Source organism: Erythrobacter rubeus (assembly GCF_014705715.1).
Classification (GTDB): Bacteria; Pseudomonadota; Alphaproteobacteria; order Sphingomonadales; family Sphingomonadaceae; genus Erythrobacter; species Erythrobacter rubeus.
Window position 1 is genome coordinate 884,928 of record NZ_JACXLC010000001.1, and the last position, 22,001, is coordinate 906,928.

Annotated in this window: 16 protein-coding genes; 7 read left to right on the forward strand and 9 right to left on the reverse strand. The window is 59.6% G+C overall.

Annotation, left to right across the window (positions count from 1 at the left end):
• Window positions 1–64 precede the first annotated feature (64 nt).
• From dapA to alaS, 6 genes are all read left to right on the forward strand, one after another.
• On the forward strand, window positions 65–952 hold the full coding sequence (gene dapA / locus IB285_RS04365; protein ID WP_190787031.1) for a 4-hydroxy-tetrahydrodipicolinate synthase: 888 nt from the start codon (window positions 65–67) through the stop codon (window positions 950–952).
• Window positions 953–1,034: 82 nt separating this feature from the next.
• A complete protein-coding gene (gene smpB, locus IB285_RS04370; protein WP_190787032.1) occupies window positions 1,035–1,517 on the forward strand; it encodes an SsrA-binding protein SmpB in 483 nt (160 codons plus the stop codon).
• A 216-nt stretch (window positions 1,518–1,733) separates the two neighbouring features.
• Window positions 1,734–2,267, forward strand: coding sequence for a DUF2062 domain-containing protein (locus tag IB285_RS04375; protein WP_190788983.1), 534 nt, complete (start codon window positions 1,734–1,736; stop codon window positions 2,265–2,267).
• 111 nt (window positions 2,268–2,378) lie between these two features.
• The gene (locus tag IB285_RS04380) at window positions 2,379–4,805 is read left to right on the forward strand and encodes a response regulator (protein WP_190788984.1); all 2,427 of its coding nucleotides are present in this window, start codon (window positions 2,379–2,381) and stop codon (window positions 4,803–4,805) included.
• 135 nt (window positions 4,806–4,940) lie between these two features.
• Window positions 4,941–6,005 (forward strand): recombinase RecA, encoded by a 1,065-nt coding sequence (gene recA / locus IB285_RS04385; RefSeq protein WP_190787033.1) that lies wholly within the window; start codon window positions 4,941–4,943, stop codon window positions 6,003–6,005.
• Between the two features lie 223 nt (window positions 6,006–6,228).
• The gene (alaS, locus tag IB285_RS04390) at window positions 6,229–8,889 is read left to right on the forward strand and encodes an alanine--tRNA ligase (protein ID WP_190787034.1); all 2,661 of its coding nucleotides are present in this window, start codon (window positions 6,229–6,231) and stop codon (window positions 8,887–8,889) included.
• Window positions 8,890–8,912: 23 nt separating this feature from the next.
• Here the strand turns inward: alaS and IB285_RS04395 are convergent, their stop codons facing one another.
• The 5 genes from IB285_RS04395 to IB285_RS04415 form a co-directional block, all read right to left on the reverse strand.
• The gene (locus IB285_RS04395; RefSeq protein ID WP_190787035.1) at window positions 8,913–9,101 is read right to left on the reverse strand and encodes a hypothetical protein; all 189 of its coding nucleotides are present in this window, start codon (window positions 9,099–9,101) and stop codon (window positions 8,913–8,915) included.
• Window positions 9,102–9,167: 66 nt separating this feature from the next.
• Complete coding sequence (locus IB285_RS04400; protein WP_190787036.1) at window positions 9,168–10,937, reverse strand: cation:proton antiporter domain-containing protein; 1,770 nt, start codon at window positions 10,935–10,937, stop codon at window positions 9,168–9,170.
• 31 nt (window positions 10,938–10,968) lie between these two features.
• Complete coding sequence (locus tag IB285_RS04405) at window positions 10,969–12,618, reverse strand: bifunctional GNAT family N-acetyltransferase/carbon-nitrogen hydrolase family protein (protein ID WP_190787037.1); 1,650 nt, start codon at window positions 12,616–12,618, stop codon at window positions 10,969–10,971.
• Between the two features lie 96 nt (window positions 12,619–12,714).
• Window positions 12,715–13,935, reverse strand: a complete 1,221-nt coding sequence (locus IB285_RS04410) for an NADP-dependent isocitrate dehydrogenase (protein ID WP_190787038.1) — start codon at window positions 13,933–13,935, stop codon at window positions 12,715–12,717.
• Window positions 13,936–14,094: 159 nt separating this feature from the next.
• Window positions 14,095–14,790: an SDR family oxidoreductase gene (locus IB285_RS04415; protein WP_190787039.1), complete on the reverse strand. Its 696-nt coding sequence runs from the start codon at window positions 14,788–14,790 to the stop codon at window positions 14,095–14,097.
• A 477-nt stretch (window positions 14,791–15,267) separates the two neighbouring features.
• Here IB285_RS04415 and IB285_RS04420 point away from each other — a divergent pair, with 477 nt between their 5' ends.
• A complete protein-coding gene (locus IB285_RS04420; protein ID WP_190787040.1) occupies window positions 15,268–16,512 on the forward strand; it encodes a PIN domain-containing protein in 1,245 nt (414 codons plus the stop codon).
• A gap of 41 nt (window positions 16,513–16,553) precedes the next feature.
• Here IB285_RS04420 and IB285_RS04425 read toward each other — a convergent pair whose 3' ends face one another.
• From IB285_RS04425 to IB285_RS04440, 4 genes are all read right to left on the reverse strand, one after another.
• Window positions 16,554–20,390 (reverse strand): transglycosylase SLT domain-containing protein, encoded by a 3,837-nt coding sequence (locus IB285_RS04425; RefSeq protein ID WP_190787041.1) that lies wholly within the window; start codon window positions 20,388–20,390, stop codon window positions 16,554–16,556.
• 31 nt (window positions 20,391–20,421) lie between these two features.
• On the reverse strand, window positions 20,422–20,937 hold the full coding sequence (locus tag IB285_RS04430; protein WP_190787042.1) for a hypothetical protein: 516 nt from the start codon (window positions 20,935–20,937) through the stop codon (window positions 20,422–20,424).
• Window positions 20,934–21,446, reverse strand: a complete 513-nt coding sequence (locus tag IB285_RS04435; protein ID WP_190787043.1) for a hypothetical protein — start codon at window positions 21,444–21,446, stop codon at window positions 20,934–20,936. The genes IB285_RS04430 and IB285_RS04435 overlap by 4 nt, the downstream gene beginning before the upstream one ends.
• Before the next feature lie 222 nt (window positions 21,447–21,668).
• The gene (locus tag IB285_RS04440; RefSeq protein ID WP_190787044.1) at window positions 21,669–21,989 is read right to left on the reverse strand and encodes a hypothetical protein; all 321 of its coding nucleotides are present in this window, start codon (window positions 21,987–21,989) and stop codon (window positions 21,669–21,671) included.
• Between the last annotated feature and the right edge of the window lie 12 nt (window positions 21,990–22,001).

The window sequence follows — 22,001 nt, forward strand, 5'->3', positions numbered from 1 at the left end:
GGGCTCGTCGGTTACGATAATGCCCCGTTTTCAAAGAATATTGGTACAAACAGGAAGATTAACAATGTTCAGCGGATCAATTCCCGCTTTGGCGACTCCTTTTAAGGACGGATCGTTCGACGAACCGACATTTCGAGAATTGGTCGATTGGCAAATAGAGCAAGGGAGCGCCGGTTTGGTTCCCTGCGGGACGACCGGCGAGGCATCAACTCTATCAAATGCCGAACATCACCGCGTGATCGAGGTTTGCATCGAACAAGCTGCCGGGCGCGTTCCGGTGATCGCAGGTTGCGGCAGCAACGACACCATGAACGCTGCGCTTCACATGACCTTCGCCAAGAAAGCAGGCGCATCTGCCGGACTATGCGTTGCGCCGTACTATAACCGCCCAAGCCAGGAAGGACTGATCGCGCACTTCAGCTATCTTGCGGAGAACTGCGAGCTTCCCATCGTGCTCTACAATGTGCCGAGCCGAACAGTGACCGACATCGAAGATGATACGGTGGTGGCGCTCGTGAAGAAGTACCCCGACCGCATCATCGCGATAAAGGATGCCAGCGGCGATCTTTCACGCGTGGCCGACCACCGGATGGGCCTAAGCCACGAATTCTGCCAGCTCTCCGGCAATGACGAGCTTTGGCTTCCGCACGCAGCAGCAGGCGGGAGGGGCGCGATTTCGGTCACGGCCAATGTGGCGCCGGCGCTGTGCGCGGAGTTTCATGAAGCGATCTCGGCCAACGATCTGAAGAAAGCACGTCAACTCAATGACCGGCTGTTCCCGCTACACTATGCGATGTTTTCCGACGCCTCTCCGGGACCGGTAAAATACGCGCTTAGCCGTGTGCGCGAGGGATTTGAGCCCGACGTGCGGCTGCCGCTGACCAACGCGAGCGAGGCCTCGCAAAAGGCGGTCGACGAAGCCCTCGTTCATGCTGGCCTGATTGAAGCTTAGTGGGCGCGCCGCTCCTTAGGTGCGCGATTTATGCAATTGAGCCCTTTGCTAGCACGGAAACAGCGCCTATCTCGCCCGACCTATGGCAAGGCCCAAACCACCCGAATTCGATAAGCAGAAAACCGTCGCGGAAAACCGCCGTGCACGGTTCGATTATCATATCGACGAGAAATTCGAGGCTGGCCTGGCCTTGCAGGGCACCGAGGTAAAGGCGCTGCGCGCTGGCGAGGCGACAATCGCCGAAAGCTATGCCGAGGTGAAGGATGGCGAAGTGTGGCTCATCAATTCGAACATCCCTGAATACAGCCACGGCAACCGCCTTAACCATGAACCGCGCCGCCCGCGAAAGCTGCTTTTGAATGCACGTCAGATCGGGAAGCTGTTCGGCGCGGTTGAGCGTAAAGGCATGACGCTTGTCCCGCTGTCGATCTATTTCAATGGGCAGGGACGCGCGAAAGTCGAGCTAGCGCTCGCCAAAGGGAAGCAGGCGCACGACAAGCGCGCGACCATCAAGGAGCGCGACTGGAAACGCGACAAGGCTCGGCTCATGCGCGATCGCGGCTAGCGCCTGCGATTTTTCGATGAAAAATGACCGGATTCACCCACTGGTCACTTGGGCAATGCTACCCATATGATCATTCATGGAAGCCGCGCTGCATCTTGACGACAATAGCTTGTGTTTCTGGGCCATGGCGCACAGGGGCGGCGATCAGTGATGAAGAACGCTCGCACCAGACCATCAGGCGGAAAAACCTGGGCTTCGGACATGATCCGAAAGCACATGCCCAAGCGCGAGGAGATGGCGCGCAACAAATATCTGGCGCCGATCGCACACAGGTTTCTCTCTCCTGAGCTGTGGCGCTTCACCCGCAGGTCCGTACCACGCGGAGTTGCTCTCGGCCTGTTTTCCGCGTTCATCATTCCGATCGGCCAGATCTTCCTCGCTGCGTTCTTGGCTTTGCCTTCGCGGGCAAATGTTCCTCTGGCTGCGCTGGTCACTTTCGTGACCAACCCGTTGACGTTTCCGATCTGGGCGGTCGTTGCCAATCGTGTCGGACGCTTCACCTTGCAGATCGACGCCGCGACTTCGGGCTATGCCAATGAGCAGCTGCAGAGCGGCGCATGGAGCTGGCTTTCCGATTTCTTTGAGCTCGCCGGGGTCACCGCGTTCGGGTTCATCGTTCTTGCGGTCCTGTCCGCAGCTGCCGGTTATCTCCTTTCTAGCGCAATCTGGCGTGTGGTTATCGCGCGCCGCCGGGCAAAACGTCTAAAACGGATGGAAGCCCGGCTCGACCAAAGGCTCAAGGCCAATTAGGGCTATTTCCGCTGACGCCATTGGGATCAGGTTCGCTTGAAACATACGACCGACATGGAAATTGGTTATCCCCGCCGAAAGACGGGCGGCCTGACTGAAAGTAGCCGATTGATGATAGCCGCATTGGGCGGTGCGGTTGTCGTGAGCGCGCTGGTGCTGCTCGCCATTACCTCTGACTGGCTGCTGGCGCTCGTTTTCGTGCTCGGCATCGGGCTGCTGCTTACGGGCGTGTTTCTGTTCGACCGCGCCCGCGCGGCGCCGGAGCAGGTTGCGCTGGCTGCTCCGGACTGGTCGGTGACGTTGGCCGCAATCGAAGGTGCTGCAGCCGAAGGAGAGGCCATCGCCATCACAGACCGGGCCAACCGGCTGGTTTGCGCAAACTCTGTGTTCATCGAAACTTTCGGCGTTGGCAGCGCGCCTCCTTCCTTGCCGCTCGACCGTCCCGCGCTCGAGGCGATGACGAAGCTTGCCCGCGAAGCGTGGCGCGATGGTGCCGGCACGCTGGAAAGTCTTGAAACAGTCTCGACCGAGGAAGCCTGGCGCGTATCGGTGCGGCGCGCAGGCCGGGCCGACGATCATCTCGTCTGGCAGTTCCAGGGCCTTGCGACCGAAAAAGACGATACGATCAGCGATCTAGATCTGTCGGGGCCTTTCGGGCGGATGCTCAGCCGCGCCGGCATCGAGACTGCGATCACGACCGCGACAGGCGTAGTGCGTTCGGTAAGTTCGGGCTTTGCCGAACGGGCTGCCGGTGATCCCACCGCGACCCTTGCCGGTCAGGATTTCGTATCCTTCCTTCGTTCGGATGATCGCGACCGGATTTATTTCGCAAGGGAAGGCAGGGGTGGCACTCCCCAAACACTTGTCGATGTTCCCCTTCAGGACCCTGTAACGGCGCGCAATGCCAGCTCCGATGCCGGGGCGACACTCATGCTGATGATCGACAGCGGCGTCGGGATCGGCAGCGGCTGGGATGGCTCGTCGCAAGCAGGTGTTGCGCAGCTGGACGCCTTGCTCGGCCAATTGCCGCTGGGCCTTGCCATGACCGATCGCGATGGACGGTTTCTGTTTGGTAATGACGCTTTCTTGCGCTCGGTGGACCGGGAAGGGCGCGGGCTGCCTGCGTTTCCCACGGACCTCGCCGTGCATGAGGACAAGGCGGCGCTGTCGGACGCGGTGCGCAGACATGGCCGCGGCCCCGCCACCAGCGGCGATATGGCGGTCCGGCTTATTTCTCATCCCGATGAGCCGGTATCGATCGGGCTTGCGGGCGTGCGCGGATTGGGTGAGGCCGCAGTTCTCATAAGCCTCGCCGATTCCAGCGAGGAGAATCAGCTCAAGCGTCAGGTGGCTCAGGCCACAAAGATGCAGGCGGTCGGCCAGCTCGCCGGCGGCGTCGCCCACGATTTCAACAATGTGCTGACAGCGATCATTGGCACCTGCGATCTGATGCTGCTCCGCCATACGCCCGGCGATAGCGATTACGACGATATCCAGCAGATCAGGGCCAATTCGAACCGCGCGGCATCGCTTACCAGGCAATTGCTGGCGTTTTCGCGGCAACAGACGCTTCGGCCCGAGATCCTGCAGCTGCCGGATGTGGTGAGCGAGGTGGGGCCTCTCATCAAAAGGCTGCTGGGCGAGAAGATTACGTATTTCGTACAGCACGACCGCGATCTCGGCCCGGTTCGTGCCGACCCTCAGCAGCTCGAGCAGGTCATCATGAACCTGGCGGTGAATGCGCGCGATGCGATCCAGTCCAACGGGACCGGGGCAGGGCGGATCTCGCTGCTTACGCGCAGCATCGGTGCGGACGAGGTCGTGAAGCTCGGCTCGGAGATTTTACCGACGGCCAATTACACGGTGCTGATCGTGCAGGACACCGGCGGAGGCATTCCGCAAAAGGTGCTCCCGAAACTGTTTGAACCTTTCTTCACCACGAAAGAACAGGGGAAGGGGACTGGGCTGGGGCTCTCAACGGCCTACGGTATCGTCAAGCAATCGGGCGGTTTTATCTTCGCCGATAATGTAACGGACAGTTCCGACAAGCCGGTCGGCGCGCGCTTCACCATCTACTTCCCGGTCCACCGCGGGGAAGCGCCAAAACGCCGCGAAACGCCAGCACCGGTTTCCTCCGATTGGTCGGTGGGCGGCAAAATCCTGCTGGTCGAAGACGAAGACATGGTTCGCGCCGTGGCTGAGCGCGCGCTGGTGCGGGCCGGCTACGAAGTGACTGCGTGTCCCGGCGGCGAGGAGGGGCTCGAAGCGATCGAAGAGGGCGGCGAGTTCGACCTCATCGTCAGCGACGTGGTGATGCCAGGCATGGACGGCCCCGCAATGGTGCGCGAGATTCGCAAGGACCTGCCTGACATGCCTGTCCTGTTCATGTCTGGCTACGCCGAGGAACAGCTTCGCAAGGACATCGACATACCGGACATGCACTTCATCGCGAAGCCGTTCAGCGTCTCGGCGATCGTCGAAAAGGTGGGCGGGGTGATGCGCGCGGTGAAGCAGAAAGCCGACGTTTCTGACGCTTGAATCGGCATTTATGGCTTGTCGAGAAAAAAGTTTTGTTCCGCTCTTGTTCCATGAGAACAAATCAGATACATCATACCTTCACAAGGGCGGTCGATAAAACCGACTCGCATCTAGGCAAGTGAAGGAGAGCGTGCGATGGCTACTAATCTCAAGCTGGTAGAGAAGGAAAAAGACGTGGACCGTCAAAAGGCGCTCGACGCCGCACTTGCTCAAATCGATCGGGCATTCGGCAAGGGGTCGGCGATGAAGCTGGGCTCGAAGGAAACGATGGAAGTCGAAGCGATTTCGACCGGATCGCTGGGGCTCGACATCGCTCTTGGTATTGGCGGCCTGCCCAAAGGCCGTGTAATCGAAGTCTATGGTCCGGAAAGCTCGGGCAAGACGACTTTGGCGCTGCATGTCATTGCCGAGGCGCAGAAGGCGGGCGGAACGGCCGCTTTTGTCGATGCGGAGCATGCGCTCGATCCGGTCTATGCCCGCAAGCTGGGCGTGGATATCGACGAACTTATCGTCTCGCAGCCCGACACCGGCGAGCAGGCACTCGAAATTACCGACACTCTCGTGCGCTCCAACGCGATTGATGTGTTGGTGGTCGACTCGGTCGCGGCGCTTGTCCCGCGCGCTGAAATCGAAGGTGAAATGGGTGATGCCCATGTTGGCCTTCAGGCGCGACTGATGTCCCAATCGCTGCGCAAGCTGACCGGGTCGATCAACCGTTCGAAATGCATGGTTATCTTCATCAACCAGCTGCGCATGAAAATCGGGGTCATGTACGGAAACCCGGAGACGACGACGGGTGGCAACGCGCTTAAATTCTATGCATCGGTGCGTCTCGACATTCGCCGCACCGGCCAGATCAAGGACCGCGACGAAGTGATTGGCAACTCGACTCGCGTAAAGGTCGTGAAGAACAAGGTCGCGCCTCCGTTCAAGCAGGTCGAATTCGACATCATGTACGGCGAGGGCGTCTCGAAGATCGGCGAGATCCTCGATCTGGGCGTCAAGGCGGGGATCGTGGAGAAGTCGGGCAGCTGGTATTCCTATGACAGCGTTCGCATTGGCCAAGGCCGGGAGAATGCGAAAACCTATCTCAAGGAAAATCCTGAAGTTTGCGACCGGTTGGAAGCCGCCATACGCGGCTGCACCGACGAGGTTGCCGAGGAGATGATGGCGGGGCCGGACGCGAACCCCGACGACTGATCCTCAAGCGGGCTAAGACTGCGATCGCTGCAGCGCCCGGAAGACCGGAAAGCCGGCGTGCGCCAGCCCACCCCTAGGGCTATCGGCCGCGCCGGTTTTTCTGTGTTTGGAGCGATCGGGTGGCAAACGCGATTGATTTCGGCGCGTTGCACGTTTGCAGCTTGTCGCGGAGATGACACGCGGTGTCTTGTCGCCGCCCCGTGCATTGCCTAACTGCCCTTTCATGACGTCCACCAACGATATTCGCCGCTCGTTTCTCGATTTTTTCGGCAATGCCGATCATGTCGCTGTGCCCAGCGCCCCGCTGGTGCCGTACAACGATCCCACGCTCATGTTCGTCAATGCGGGCATGGTGCCTTTCAAGAATGCCTTCACAGGACTTGAAACGCCTCCGGGGCCGAGGGCTGTATCGTCGCAGAAATGCGTGCGCGCAGGCGGTAAGCATAACGATCTCGACAATGTCGGGTACACTGCGCGGCATCACACATTTTTCGAGATGCTCGGCAACTTTTCGTTTGGTGATTACTTCAAAGAGCAGGCGATCCAAAATGCTTGGCAACTGCTTACACGGGAGTGGGGTCTCCCGGCAGACAGACTGACCGCCACGGTCTACCATACCGACGACGAGGCGTTCGATCTCTGGCGTAAGATTTCCGGCCTTCCCGAAGACCGAATTATCCGCATCGCAACGAGCGACAATTTCTGGTCGATGGGGGAAACCGGTCCATGCGGCCCGTGTTCGGAAATCTTTTACGATCATGGCGAGCACATTGCGGGCGGACCTCCGGGGAGCCCCGACGAAGATGGCGGTCGCTTTGTCGAGATATGGAACCTCGTTTTCATGCAATTCGACCAGCAGGCTGATGGCACCCGCAAGGACCTGCCGCGCCCATCGATCGACACGGGCATGGGGCTCGAGCGCATTGCAGCGGTGATGCAGGGCGTTCACAACAATTACGACACCGACACGTTCAAAGCGCTGATCGCAGCGTCCGAGCAACTCACCGAGGTCAAAGCCGAAGGGAACGAAGCCGCAAGTCATCGCGTGATCGCCGACCATCTGCGCTCGACGAGCTTCCTCATGGCGGACGGCGTGCTCCCCTCTAATGAAGGTCGCGGCTACGTTCTGCGCCGGATCATGCGCCGCGCGATGCGGCACGCGCACCTGCTTGGTGCAAGCGAACCGTTGATGCACCGTCTTGTCCCGAGCCTCGTTTCAGAGATGGGGCAGGCCTATCCCGAGCTCTCGCGCGGTCAGGCATTGATCGAGGAAGTGCTTGAGCGCGAGGAAACACAGTTTCGCAAGACGCTCGAAAAGGGCCTGAAACTTCTCGATGAGGCAACCGGCGATATGGAAGAAGGCGGCGAACTCGACGGGGAGACCGCTTTCAAGCTCTATGACACTTACGGTTTCCCTTATGATCTGACCGAAGATGCCCTGCGCGCTCGCAGCATCGGGGTCGACCGCGAAGGCTTTGACGCCGCCATGAACCGGCAGAAAGAGGCTGCTCGCGCCGCCTGGAAAGGCTCGGGCGACGCGGCATCGGGTGAGGTCTGGTTCGACATCGCTGAGCGCGAAGGGGCCACCGAGTTTACCGGCTACGCTGCAACATCCGGCGAAGGCACGGTAGTGGCGATAGTCAAGCATGGCGGGGAAGTTAGATCCGCTGATGCCGGTGACGAAGTCGTGATCCTCACCAATCAGACGCCGTTCTACGGTGAGAGCGGCGGTCAGACCGGCGATACCGGCTCGATTTCAACGCCCGATGGATTCGCGGCGAAGGTGAGCGATACAAGCAAACCGCTCGGCCGCCTGCATGCGCACCATGTCCAAATCGGTGTAGGGACAATTGCGGTGGGCGACAATGTGCAACTGGAGGTGGACGGTGAACGGCGCACGCAGATTCGCGCGAACCATTCGGCCACGCACCTTGTTCACGCGGCTCTGCGCAGCCAGCTGGGCGACCATGTGACCCAAAAGGGCTCTCTGGTTGCGGAGGATCGCCTCCGCTTCGACTTCTCCCACCCGAAGGCACTCAGCGATGATGATATCTCTGCCATCGAAGCGGAAGTGAACGCCGAAATTCTCGCGAACGAGCCTGTCTCGACGCGCCTGATGAGCCCGGACGATGCGGTCGAAGCGGGCGCGCTGGCGCTATTCGGCGAAAAGTATGGCGATGAAGTTCGCGTGCTCTCGATGGGGCGCGCTGCCGATGGAGGTAAGAATTACTCCGTCGAGCTTTGCGGTGGCACTCACGTGAAGGCAACCGGCGATATCGGCTTGTTCCGCATCGTATCCGAAAGCGCGGTTTCTTCCGGAGTGCGGCGGATTGAAGCTCTGACCGGGAAGGCTGCACGAAGCTGGCTCGTCGAACGCGAAGAGGCGCTGAAAGCCGCGGCAAGCGCAATTCGCGCGACCCCTGAAGAGGTGCCAGCGCGCGTTTCCGCACTGCTGGCCGACCGCAAGCGGCTTGAGAAGGAACTCGCCGACGCGAAGCGGGCTCTCGCTCTTGGCGGAGGCTCAGCCGACAGCAGCGGATCGCAGTCGGCAGATGAAAATATCGGCGGCACGAAGTTTAGCGGTCAGGTGCTGGAAGGGCTCAGCCCCAAGGAACTCCGCCCCCTTCTTGACGAGGCCAAACAGCGTCTGGGGTCAGGTGTGGCCACTATCGTCGCGGTGAACGATGGCAAGGCAAGCATCGCTGCGGCAGTGACCGATGATCTGACCGATCAATTCAGCGCAGTCGACCTCGTTCGTGCTGGCGTCGAAGCTTTAGGCGGAAAAGGCGGAGGCGGACGACCGGATATGGCCCAGGGCGGCGGCCCTGACGGCAGCAAAGCGAATGATGCGATCGCTGCCGTCAAGAATGCGCTGCAAGCCTAAGACTTAGGCTTGGCGCAACGCACTCAGGAAGCGTCAGGCGTTTCCTTCGTTACGCCGTCGCTGCCCTGCGGGACGTCGTTGCCGCCGGTGTCGCCTGGCTGCCCACGGTTGCTTGATGTCGGCGCCTGATCTTTCAGAGTGCCTTGCACATTTTGCGGTTTGAACTTCTCATCGTTCGGAATGGGTTTGGTCGGGTCGATAGTGTCGGCCATGCGATTTCTCCTTTCTCATCCAACGCGTAAGCGATGAAAAAGGTTCGGGCTTTCTCAAACGAAGTTTCAGTTCTCGACCCCCGTTGAAGAGGTGCGAAGCTTGGGCTTTTCTGCAAGTCCGCCGTCTCGTTCGAGCTTCTCGCGGAATTCATCGCGTTTTTCGTGAATCGAAGCGATGACCGGACCCATGGCCACTCCGATATCGACCAGGACAGCTTCCGATAGCTGTAACGAGCTCTCGAGCGTCTCGGGGACTGCATGACTTGCACCGGCTCGATAGAGTGACGCTGCATGATCGGTATCGCGCGCGCGGGCGACGATGAGCAGGTCGGGGTATTCGCCCCTTAGCTTCGAAACCAACCGCTGCGCCAAGACCGGCTCGTCCATCGTCAGCACCAATGCTGGCGCCTTGTCGATACCGAGATTGGTCAGCGCGTCCCCGCGCGCGGCATCGCCGAAGATTGCCCGATATCCGCCGCGCTTGGCCCGGTCGATAATGTCCGGATCGGAATCGAGGATAATGTAGGTCTGGTCGTGCGATTGCAGCATGTCGGCGACGAGCCGCCCGACGCGGCCGCCGCCGACGATGATCGTTCTCGCTTCATCCTCGTCTTCTTCGGGCAGCTCGGGTGTCGGCTCGACGCGGCGCGCGATCGAGCGGCCAAGCTTCGCCAGAAGGGGCGTGATCGTGAGACCGATGGCGGTGACAATCTGCCAGAATTGCGCGGTTTCGCTATCGATAACCAGCGCGCTCGTCGCGGCGGCGAGCACGATCAAGGTGGTTTCACTGGGGCTGGCCATGAGCACGCCGGTTTCGGCGGCGGTGCTGCGGCGCGCGCCCATCATCTTGAGCAGCGATCCAGTCACGACCGCCTTGAAAACGAGCACTCCGACGACGGCGAGTGCGATGTTCGTCCAGTCGCCGATGATGGTAAGGATGTTGATGCTCATCCCGATCGTGATGAGGAAAATACCAAGAGCGAGGCCCTTAAAAGGCTCCATGATCGATTCGACTTCTGTGTGGTATTCGGTCTCCGCGATCAGCAGGCCAGCGATCAGCGCGCCCACGATTGGAGAAAGTCCGGTCGCCGCCGTCGCGAGGCTTGCTCCGATCACCACGAGCAATGATGCGGCGAGGAACAGTTCAGGGCTCTTGGTGCGCGCCGCTTGAGAGAAAAGGCGGGGAAGGGCGAATCGCCCGATCACAAGCAGGAGCAGGATGACGAGGCCGCCCTGCCAAAGCGTATCTGTGAGCGCAGTCCAGCCTTCGCCATCATCGTTGGGTGCAAGCGCGCCAAGGATGAAGATGATCGGCACGATCATGATATCTTCGAAGAGGAGCATAGATAGCGCGGCTCTGCCCACCGGCGATCTCGTGCCCGAGATGGGGAGCACGATTGCTGTCGAGGAGAAGGCGAGCGCAAACCCCAACGCGAGCGCCGAGGTCGTTTCCATACCGCTGTAATAGCCGAAAAATACCGCTGAAATGCTGCCGATGATCAGCAATTCGAGCGATCCCAGACCGAATACCAGCCTGCGCAATTGCCAGAGCCGGTTGAATGACAATTCGAGACCGATGGCGAAGAGGAGCAGGATGATCCCGAAATCCGCAAAGGGTTGCAATCGCTCGGGATCGGAAATCGTGACATATTGCAGCCACGGTATCTCGCGCACCAGTGTGCCAAGCCCGAAGGGGCCGACAAGCACACCGATGAGGATGAAACCGATGATCGGCGTGATGCGGAAACGGGCGAACACCGGAATAACGATGCCGGCCGCCCCCAGGATTACGAGCGCATCCTGCATAACTGGGGACATTGAGAGTTCGCCTGCCATTCAGATGGCTTACCCTGAGCGCTTCACGCTGTCATCCACCGCCGGGTGAATGTGGACCGATTGGCCGTGCAGGGCCATCCTGCTCATCTGCCGGGAGACCAAGAGGATCGGAGATGTTGCCAACGCGGCGGTCCCATTCGATGCGATAGAGGTCAAAGCGGCGATCGTGCAGGTTCTGCACCGTCCCCTCCGCCCGGGCCCAGCTGAGGTCTGCCAAATTGACGTCGCTGATCGTCAGCGTTTCGACATTCTCACTCGCTTCAGCCGCAATCCCATCGCGAGCAAAGGGGAAGTCGCATGGGGTGAGGATGCAGCTTTGCGCATACTGGATGTCCATGTTCGCGACGTTGGGCAGGTTGCCGACATTTCCGCTCATCACGACGTAGCATTGGTTCTCGATCGCGCGGGCCTGCGCACAGTAACGGACGCGCATGTAGCCCTGTCTGCTGTCAGTGCAGAAGGGAACGAAGATAATGCGCGCGCCTTCATCAACGAGACGGCGGGCGAGTTCGGGGAATTCGCTATCATAGCAGATGAGAACGCCGATCGGGCCACAATCGGTTGGGATGGCATCGATGCTGTCTCCACCTTTGATGTTCCACCAATAGGCTTCGTTCGGAGTGGGGTGGATCTTCTCCTGCGCATGGATCGATCCGTCACGCAGACAAACATAGGCGACGTTGTGAATGTCACCATCGGGCATGCGCGTGGGGTGTGAGCCGCCGATGATGTTGATGTTGTAGCTGAGCGCCATTTCGGACAGGCGCTTGCGAATTCGCGGCGTGTATTTGCTCAGCAGTTCGATGGATTCGAGCGGGCTCTGCTCCTCCTCCTCGGCGCTTAGCAGCATGAGCGTGAAGAGCTCGGGGAAGACGATGAAGTCGCTTTCGTAGTCCGCCGCCACATCGACGAAATATTCGACCTGTTTCATGAACTCGTCGAAGTCGGCGACCGCGCGGGCCTGCAATTGGCAGGTAGCGATGCGGACGCTTTCCACGTCGCGCGGCAGACGGTGCTTGGGCGGCGCATCCACGTCGACATACGGATTGCGCCAGATCATGCGCACGGCATACGCCTTGGACTGCTTATCTTCGGGTAGATAGTCGGAGAGAATTCCATGTGGTTCGAAACCATTCGCCAGCTGGAAACGCAGCACAGGATCGTGGATTTTGGTGTCGATGACCTTCTGGAGATATTCCTCCGGCGTCTCCGCGCGGTTCGTCTTGCGCCGCATCGCTTTGGCCAGACCCGGCATGCGCCCGCCGAAAACGATCCCTTTCAGATCGAGCCGTTCCGCCAGCGCGCGGCGTTCTTCATACAGCCTGCGCCCGATCCGCGTACCACGCACGCCCGGATCGACGCACATCTCGTATCCATAGAGCCAGTCGCCGGTGGGATCGTGCCGAGAACCGAAACCGTTGCCGGTTACCTCGTCCCATGAATGATCGCCGAGAGCGACATGCTCATCGAGCCGCATCGATGCGCAATAGCCGACGATCTTGCCGTCGAGCTTCGCGATGAAGCAACCATCGGCATAATTGTTGATCTGCCCGCGGATTTCGCCCTGTGTGTAGGCTGGCAGATCGGCATAGGCGCGGCGCACCAGATCGCCGATCGCGCGCACATCTTTCAGCTTGGCCTGGCGTATTTCGAGACGGGCCTTCGGGCGGGGTGCGGTCATGTATTCTTCTGTCCCTGTCCAGATGAAAAGGGCGGCCCTCCCACTGGAAAAGCCGCCCCCTTGCTACGCTGTGTAGATGCGCTGGTTCCGATTAGATCAGGCCCAGCTTTCCATCTCTTTTTCGAGATTGGTGACGATCGATTCGAAGAACTGCTCGGTCGTTTGCCAATTCTGGCCGGGTCCGATGAGGAGCGCGAGGTCCTTGGTCATCTGGCCCTTCTCGACGGTCTCGATGCAGACCCGCTCAAGCGTTTCGGCGAATTTCACGACGTCAGGCGTGCCATCGAATTTGCCGCGATACATCAGGCCGCGCGTCCAAGCGAAGATTGATGCGATCGGGTTGGTCGAGGTTGCCTTGCCCTGCTGGTGCTGGCGATAGTGGCGGGTGACGGTGCCGTGTGCGGCTTCCGCTTCGACGGTCTTGCCATCGGGCGTCATAAGGACGGAGGTCATCAGGCCGAGCGAGCCAAAGCCCTGCGCGACGGTGTCAGACTGAACATCGCCATCATAATTCTTGCAGGCCCAGACGAACTTGCCGCTCCATTTCAGTGCAGATGCGACCATGTCGTCAATCAGGCGGTGTTCGTAGGTGATGCCTGCCTCGGCGAATTTATCCTTGAATTCGCTGTCGAACACTTCCTGGAACAGATCCTTGAAGCGGCCATCATAGGCTTTCATGATCGTGTTCTTGGTCGAAAGGTATACGGGCCACTTGCGGTCGAGGCCGTAATTCATCGAGGCCCGCGCGAAGTCGCGGATGGAGTCGTCCAGGTTGTACATCGACATTGCGATGCCAGCGGACGGGAAGTCGAACACATTGAGGTCGATCTCGGTCCCGTCATCGCCCTGATACACCATCCGGAGCTTGCCGGGGCCAGGGATCAGGGTATCGGTGGCGCGGTATTGATCGCCGAACGCGTGACGACCCACGACGATCGGGTCAGTCCAACCGGGGACCAGACGTGGGACATTCTCGATTACGATCGGCTCGCGGAAGACCACGCCGCCAAGTATGTTGCGGATCGTGCCATTCGGCGACTTCCACATCTTCTTCAGGTCGAATTCTTCTACGCGTGCTTCGTCGGGTGTGATCGTTGCGCATTTGACGCCCACGCCGTGTTCCTTGATCGCATTGGCCGCATCGACCGTAATCTGATCATCCGTTTCGTCGCGTTTCTCGATCGAGAGATCGTAGTACTTCAGATCGATATCGAGATAGGGGAGTATCAAGCGCTCACGGATCCATTGCCAGATGATCTTGGTCATCTCGTCGCCGTCAAGCTCGACAACGGGGTTTGCTACTTTGATTTTTTGCATGGCTAGCGCCTCATCCCTTCTGGACTTGGTGTGTTCGATCGGATGTCTGATTGATCCTTCCCGCGCGCTCTAGCAGAGGTGGGCTGGCATTCAAGATAGACATGCACTCGGGATCGAATCGGCGCGTCTGACCTTATGGCCGTGGTTTCGCAGGCAGCGTCAGAAGGGAAGCAGTTCTTCGATAAGCGCAGGCGGCGTTTCGAGCGCGATGCTCTCCTTTCGCGCAATGAAGGGCGTTTCGTGCACATGCAGACCGTCCAGCGCGCAATCGAGCATGAACTGCGCAAGGTCCGCCCGGCGCGTGCGAAGTTTCCCAGCCGGCAAGTCTTCAAGGGACACTTCGAAATCTCCTGTCTGCACGCGATTAAGGAGCCAGCCGGGGCGTACGGCCGTCCATTCAATATCGTCGCAGACCCTGAGCACGCGCTCCATCTCGCCCATCTGGCGGAAAATCCGGTCGAGTGGCGCGGTGGCGGCCTTGAACCACAGCGGGACGGTTGCATCAGGATCGGCAAAAGCCGCCGAAATGGTGACAAGCCGAGTCACGCCGGCCGCGCGCATCGCTTTGACCATCTGCACTGCGCCTTCGGTATAAAGTGCAGGCGGATTGATGAGCGTTTGCGGATCACGCCCGAGCCCGACTGCGGAGATTACGCAGTCGATACCGTCCATCAACGATGCGAGGCGGCCCTCGATCAAGTCGCCTTCGCGTTGCTCGAACCTCTTGTGATCGCAGAAATTTGTGGGCCATTCACGTTCCGCACCGCGCACCGAGTGTCCGCGTTCGAGGGCCTGGTCGAGGACATGCCGACCGGTATCACCGGTTGCGCCAAATAATAGGATTTTCTTGGTCATGCGAGCCCAACGGACGACACCCGCCGAAGTGCCTGAAGCGGACTTGAATTATGCGGAAAAAAAGAAAGGCGCCGTACCCGCGGCGCCTGTTCTAGCTGGTTCGATGGTGGGCGTAGGAAGAGTTGAACTCTCTCGGGGGTTGAATTTGTCGCTAGAAAACAAAGGCTTGCATTGGCTGGCTGTAATGAGTGTGATAGCGCGCTGTAATAGCCCGGTCAACAACGCGTGGGGATAAGCGCAAGTAGGCCCTTCATTCTGGGCCCAATGCCGATGGTTGCTGTTAAGAAATAGCGGGCGAGGAACCCGGGCTTGGCCAGGATAGAGTACACCGGGTTGCGGTTGCTCCACCTGAAAACAGAGTAACCAGTCGGACAAAAGCCCCTGCGCGATGGAAAAATGCCGGAGACGGTCTAGATATAAGCTATGAAGCGCTGCCTTATTCTCATTGACATAAACGTGTGCGGATATTTTCAGCGCATGGATCAAATCGACTGGCTAAAGCTAACCGGCTACGACGAATGCACGGTCGTAATTGCTCCGGTGCTGCTTCGCGAGCTGGAGCGGAAGAAGATCAATGCTAGCTCTCGCAAGTTTAAGCAGCGCTGCGACAAGACCATCAAATTCCTGTCTGCGAAAATGGAGGAAAGCGATCCCATCCCGCTTAGGCAGTCTGTAGCCCTTATGTTCCGCGATCAAGAGCCTCTGCTGGACTTTAGTGAACACAGGCTCTCTGAGGCTGTCGATGACGACCATTACATTGCGAGCGGAATTGAGCTTGAAAGCGAAACTGGGAAACAGGTCTTTATCGCGTCAGGTGATACCGGCTTGAAAATGAAGCTCCGGTCACGCTCCATAGACATTTTAGAACTTCCCAATGAGTTGCGGCTACCCGAGGAACCAGATGATGATGAAAAGGCTAGGCGTGCGGACAAGGCTGAGTTGGAAAGGCTTCGCAACTCGCTCCCTACGCTTTCCTTAGGTGGGCTAGGGGATAAACCTGTCGCGATAAGTGTATTTCGCGAGATCATACCCGACACTCTGCCAACTAATGAGGAGATGCTCAAATACCCGCCAAGAAAAGCGCAAACTGATTTCGTTACTGATGAAAGCTTGCGAGGATTAGTAGCCTATTCGAACCTTATAAACGAAAAGTCAGCAGAACGATGGAATATGCGCCGTGAGAAATATGAAAGCGCATACGAAACTTGGCTGGATCAGCATAAAGCCTGGCTGGCTCGCATAAGAAAGATCGAAAGTTTGCGCCTCGCGTTGACAAACGAGGGTTGCTCTATCGCAACTGACGTCGATGTGCATATGTTTGCTCCGCCGGGCATCCGGTTCTTAGATAGGGACAATGTGCCGGTAGCCCCAGAGCTACCTGATCCCCCTGACTCAAAACGACAAATTTACGATCCCCTAGATTATATCCATAACCTGACTTCGCCGCGTATTTCATATGATCAAGAAACCGCTTACGCGGATGACAACGGTAAAGGAGCGATTTTATCAGTTCCTAGCGTAAAGCCAGGCATGACCCGTGACCTGCCAGAGATATTCATTGAGATCGAAGATGACGCGTTGATCGGGCAGCCCATTCAATTCGCCACGAGTATCAGCTGTGTCGAACGAGAGCCCCAAGAGGCGAGAATTGAAGTCAGAATTGATGATGGCGGGATCATGCCTCGAAAACGAATACGGTCCGCGCGCGAGATAGGTGAGTGAGTGACGATAGCGAAGAAAATTCCCCGCTATCGTCACCTGCATTATTCGTCCCACGACTCACGCAGCGCTGTGATGAATGGCGCTACGTAGGGGAGGTTGCTTCCCGGAAGCGACCGGATGAGCTTATGCGGATCGCCGCCAATCGTCCCGCCGAATAGATCATCAGCTAGCCCGGCTCCGGGAGCTACAACGCCTCCAAAGAGCCGGTCGGCCCGTTTGCCGCGAACACCATAGCTGTCGCTCAGGCTCTCTCCCAAATCCCCGCCATAGTTCGACGCGAAGCTTACGCCTAAGTCCATGATGTCGCCGGAGAGACCGGCGGTGGAGGCGTAGTTAAGCGTGGCGCGGGTCAGCGCCAGCGGCTTGAGGTTGTTCTCCAGGTACTTCTCCCTACGATCCTCAGACATACCGGCCGTCTTGAGGCCTACGCGGGTCATGTGGATCGGCAGAGCGAAGCTCATGGCAGCCATCAGGTACATGAAGGATTTCATGGCCCCGTAGTTGCGCATGTTTCGACCCCACTGTTTTTCAACAGCGGTGATCGAGAAGGTACGGAACTGGAAAAGCATCTTTAGGAAGCCGTTGTGCGCCCACTTCCCGGTCTCCCCGGTGAAGGTCCTTTGGATGATCTGGGCAGAACCGCGCTCGACTGCCTGGGCCAGTTCGTTGACCTTGTCGGGGGTCAGCGCCTCGCCTTTGAACAGGTCGAGCTTAGTGACGCGGCCCTTGCTGTCGAACTCCGCGATCTTGTCCATGTCCTTTCGGAGAGCATCCCGGATCGCGGGAGTGATCCCGATGTCATCCAGGGCTGTATCATCGGCCCCGCTCTTGGCGTACTTGACGGCTCGGCGGAGAACCTCCTCGGACATCATCCGGGTCTGCGCAGCCATAATCATCCGGTGCCCGGATAGGATCATGTTGGCATGTGCCCCGCCGCGCACGGCGCGCGTCAGGACGCCCATGTCGCTGCCGTTGTACAGCTCGACATCGTTGTCGCGTACATCGAACATGCGGGTCATCCAGTAGTCGTCCATACCCACGCCGCCACCCATCTGGTCGATGCTGCGAAGCAGGTCGTTAGGAGCCGTGTGGCCCATGGCGATCTCCCGGACCTCTTTCATCATACGGGGCATCTCTTTGATGCTGCGGAAAGCAGCCTGGACGCCCAAGGCCGGGATGGCGTTGCCGAACTCGGCGAACTGGGTGAAGGCCATGCCACCGAGGCGCGAGGCGCTCGTGGCGAGCCGGATGTTCTCCATCCAATTCCAGTTGGCCTCACCGAACGGGGTGTTGAGGAACTCCGCTGCGATCTGATCGAAAGCAGCGACATCCTTAGGAGAGGCTCCCGAGGCGATCATGGACTTCTTGAGGACATCCAGGCCCTTCTTGCCCATTACGCCGTACTGCGCGAGAGCAACCTCGCCGGAGACCCGGCGGGCGTACGAGCGGTACAGGGCAGGGACGTCAGTGACGAACAGGTCCATAAGTTTGGTCCCGTCCCCGATCTCCTCATCCAGGTCCAGGCGGAGACGCCGCTTGGTATGCCCTGCGCCGCCCCGGCTGAACTTGCCCATGATCTTGTCGATCTCGGCAGGGTCCATGCTCATGGCTTCTAGGGCATCCCGGACGATCTGCCCGGCCTCCGGGGAGTGGAGGTTGAAGGGCACCTGGTACATACCGTTGGCAGCGTCGATGCTGCGCTCCAGGTAACGGGCTGCGAGGCGGTCTGAGAACGCACTGTCGAACCCTTCGATCTCTTGGAACTGACGAGCCAGCACTGTGCGTACTGCGCCCATCTGGTCTGCCGAGAGGGCACGAACCTTACGGGGGTCTAGGCGGTGAGGCACGTAGCCCACACTGTTGTCTCCGAGCCGTGCGTTACCGATGGTACCGGCGCGCTGCTGCTCTATCCGCATTTTCTCCATACCGGCCTGAAACAGGTCGGCGGCTTCCACCACGAAGGGGTTGCGATCAAAGGTAGTGCCTGCGGCCTTGCCGTTGCGGCGCTCGATCTCGGTGAACACCCGGCGATTGAACTGGTTGCGAGCTGAGCCATCCCAGAAGTCCCTGACCACACCGATATTCTCGCGCTTGCGGAACTGGTGAGCCAGATTGTCGAACCCGTGGAACTGCTCGTTGTACACGCGCTCCCGCATGAACTGCGAGATGGCTGCCGTACGCTGCCGCCCACCGGCACCCTGCGGGTTCTCCAGGAGGGTGACACCGACGGCTCTAGCTACCGGGCTATCGGAGAGGAGCAGCCGGGTACTTGTGGCCTCCAGGTCTACGCCTGCGAGGATCGTTTTGAGGGCGGCCTTGTTCACTGGGTTGGCGTCGTCGATCCGAGTTGCCCGTGCGATGGTCTCTTCGACCAAGGCACGTTCGGTTTCATCGGCCACACCGGCCAGGTCGCCACTCTCTGCCACGCGGGCCTGGAAGTCATCCGACTGGGTCAGCAGCTCTTCGGCTACGCCAAGGCGCTGGCTCTCTGGGATGTCTGCCAGGGCATAGTCCAGGACTTCCATGTGCTGATCCCGGATGCGGGAGTTGAGCGCCTCGGTCACCTGCTCGGGGCTGGCACCTTCGCCAAGCTCTAGCTCGACCTGCTCTCGCATCTCTGCGGAGTAGCGTTCCCGAGCTGCGCGGGCTTGAGCGATCTGCTCAGATACGATCCCGTCGCGGCCTAAGCGATTGGAGGCTGCACCGGCTGCCCATCCAATCCCGGCACCCGTGAGGGCAGACAGGAGGTACTCGGAGGGGTCAACGTAGTCGCCTGTTGCATCGAGCCCGGCAGTCACCGCAAGGTTACCTACCGCGCCTTCTCCGGCGGCGGAGGCGAGGGATGCGCCAGGACGCCCCGCTACTGCGAGCGCTCGGCTACCGACACCTGCTAATTGCGCGGCTTTGCCGACGCCGAGGCCAGCGGCCCATCCAAGAGGATCGAGGATGCCGGTGCCGATCAGGAGGGCGGTGGGCGATGCGGCACTGCCTATCACCTTCTCGCGCTCTCGCTGCTCGTCGATCTGCTGATGGATTTGTGTAAGCTCCTCAGAGCTGTTCGCGTCCCGAAGCATTGCGACCTCACGGTCATTCTGGGCGTAGCTCTCGATGTCCTGCCAGTTCTTTAGGTAGAACGAGTGGAACTCGGGGTCGCCCTCAATCGACTGCTCGCTGAGAGCATCCACGACTTCGCCCGCAAGGGTTTCGGCCATGCCTGCCTTGAAGCGATCCCAGGCGGTGATTGCCTCTTCCTCTGCCACAGCCTGCTCAGTCGCATCGCGCATTTGTAGCTCGGCACCCGCAGCCGCTTCGTTGACCGGCGCGAGGGTCATACCCTCTGTGAGCTTTAGGCTTACCAGCTCTGATACGCTGGGCTTCTTCGGTCGTGGTCGCCGCTTGATCTCACGCAGCTCGGCCTCAACATCGCCGAACAGCTCACCGGGTGTGCTACCGAGCATCTCGGAGACGGTTGGAACCTTCGGGCGCGGTACGACGGAGTTGCGGGGAGACGCTGGCGAGACCTCGCCCCCGAGAACACGGGAGCGGTAGGCCTCGTTTATGCGTCCCCAGCGCTTTCGGTCGGGACCGCCGTGGTACTCACCTACGGCAGCCTCCCAACTGTTGTCGTTGCGATCCATGCTTTCTTTGAGGTGGAGGGCAGCGACACGCGCTGCGCTCTCCGGGTTTGCGTAAGCATCCACCCCGTACTTATCGAGGAACAGCTTTCGCGTCTGCGGCATGATCTGATAGACCGTGCGAGCGCCAACCGGGGAAACCTGGTTAGCGTTAGACCGTTCGCCTTTGGTGCGGATCGCGTTCATGCCCCCCACCGGGAGACCCATCTCGCGCTCCAGCTCGGCCTCGATCTGGTCGTACATGGGGTCCTTGTAGGAAAGGCCCCGGTTAGAGTTACTCATGTGATCCTTGTGTTTTCGTGTTCTGAGCTTCGGAGGCAGCCGCGTTCGATTGAAAGCCGGTCGGTCCCCAGCCGTCGCGGTCTGGAGTGCTCGGTGCGGACGGTTCCGCAGGGGCAGGGGCTTCGCCGGGGAGCATTTCGGTATAGCCCGCGTCTCCGGTTTCGTTAGAGAGCTGGGCCAAGTCGGCAGCGACCGTCGGTGCGATGCTGTCTAAATGAGCTTGATCGCCCGAACTCATGTAGTTCGTGAGGGCGACGTTATAGCGCGCGACAGTCGGTATGTCCGACCGAGCAACAAGGGTTTCGATCCTCTGGAGCGGCCCGCGAAGGGAGGGCCGGGTGCTTAGTAGCTTGGCGAAGCTGCGCTGATAGGCCTTGCCCTCAGGTGTACCCATCCGGATCAATGTTGCGGCGGTATCGGTAACCTCTCGCGTATCGATCCCACGGCCCCGAATCTCTAAGAGCGCGGCGGCAGCGGTTGCGCGCTCTCGTTTCGTTAATTGGCTCATGCGATCTCTTTCGCAGGGCCGCGCGTGTAACCGCGTCGGCGGGCAGCGAGGTATTCGCACATGGCCTCACGAGGATCGCCGGGGCAGAGCGCCAAAATCTCTGCCGGGATTTGTTCGGGTGCCTCATCAAGCAGGTACTCCATGACGTTCGTCCGCAAATCGTAAAACCCGTGTGCAGTGTGCCTACCGACAGGAGACGTGTTGGTGCGGTGATCCCACTTGGGCGCATCCCAGTCGATCTGCCAAACGCGGTGCAGGACGCCGCCTTGGGCCGAGGCGGCGGAGCTTGTCTTGTCGGTTACGCGGACATTGCTGATGCGTCCCAGACGCTCAGCCCGGGCCGCTTTGGCGGCTTCTTCTTGCTCTTGCCTGTATTCGGCTTGGGCGTCTGCCAGCTTACCGGAAAGGTCTGCCACTCGGGCTCTTGCGGTTTTGATCCGCTCAGCCAGTTCCAGGTCAGCTTGCGCCGCTTCCAATTCTGAGGAGAGCCGGGATATTTCAGTGTTCATTCGGGGGTTGTCCTTTGTGAATGCGGGCGGGTGTCGCCTCGCGTCGATTGTCTGTTTTTATGTCGTGGAGTGCGCCGGGCGCGCCACTTTGCTGCCTTCGCCCTACGCCGCTCAGCGGCTTTCTCTTCGCGTTCTCGGGTGGTCCGAACCTTTTCTGCGAGAGCAGCAAGGGCGGCTTCCACTTCTGGCGACGGTGGGGTTTCGTAGGTCGGGCTTTCCTGCTTACCCACGGCGGCAATCCACTCGGTAGGCGTTGTAGGCGAGGCGGTATCGAGCCACGAATACACGGTTCTTCTCCGCAGCCTCGGGGGTCTCTTTGGCCCAAGAGGGGAGCTTTTGCCCGGTGGCAATGAGAACGCCTCGGAATACCGCTCGGCGGAATGCGCAGCGGATTACGTAGTATCTGGCGATGATGCCGAAGCGGCCATCAGGCGTAAGCCGCCCGGCGATGTTCTCATAAACGGGGCAGCGGTCGGGGTCGGCTGCGAGATACGCAGCGAGGCGCTCGCACCCGGCGTCGGGGGAGCGGGGGAAATTTAGCATAAGTGTCCTTGA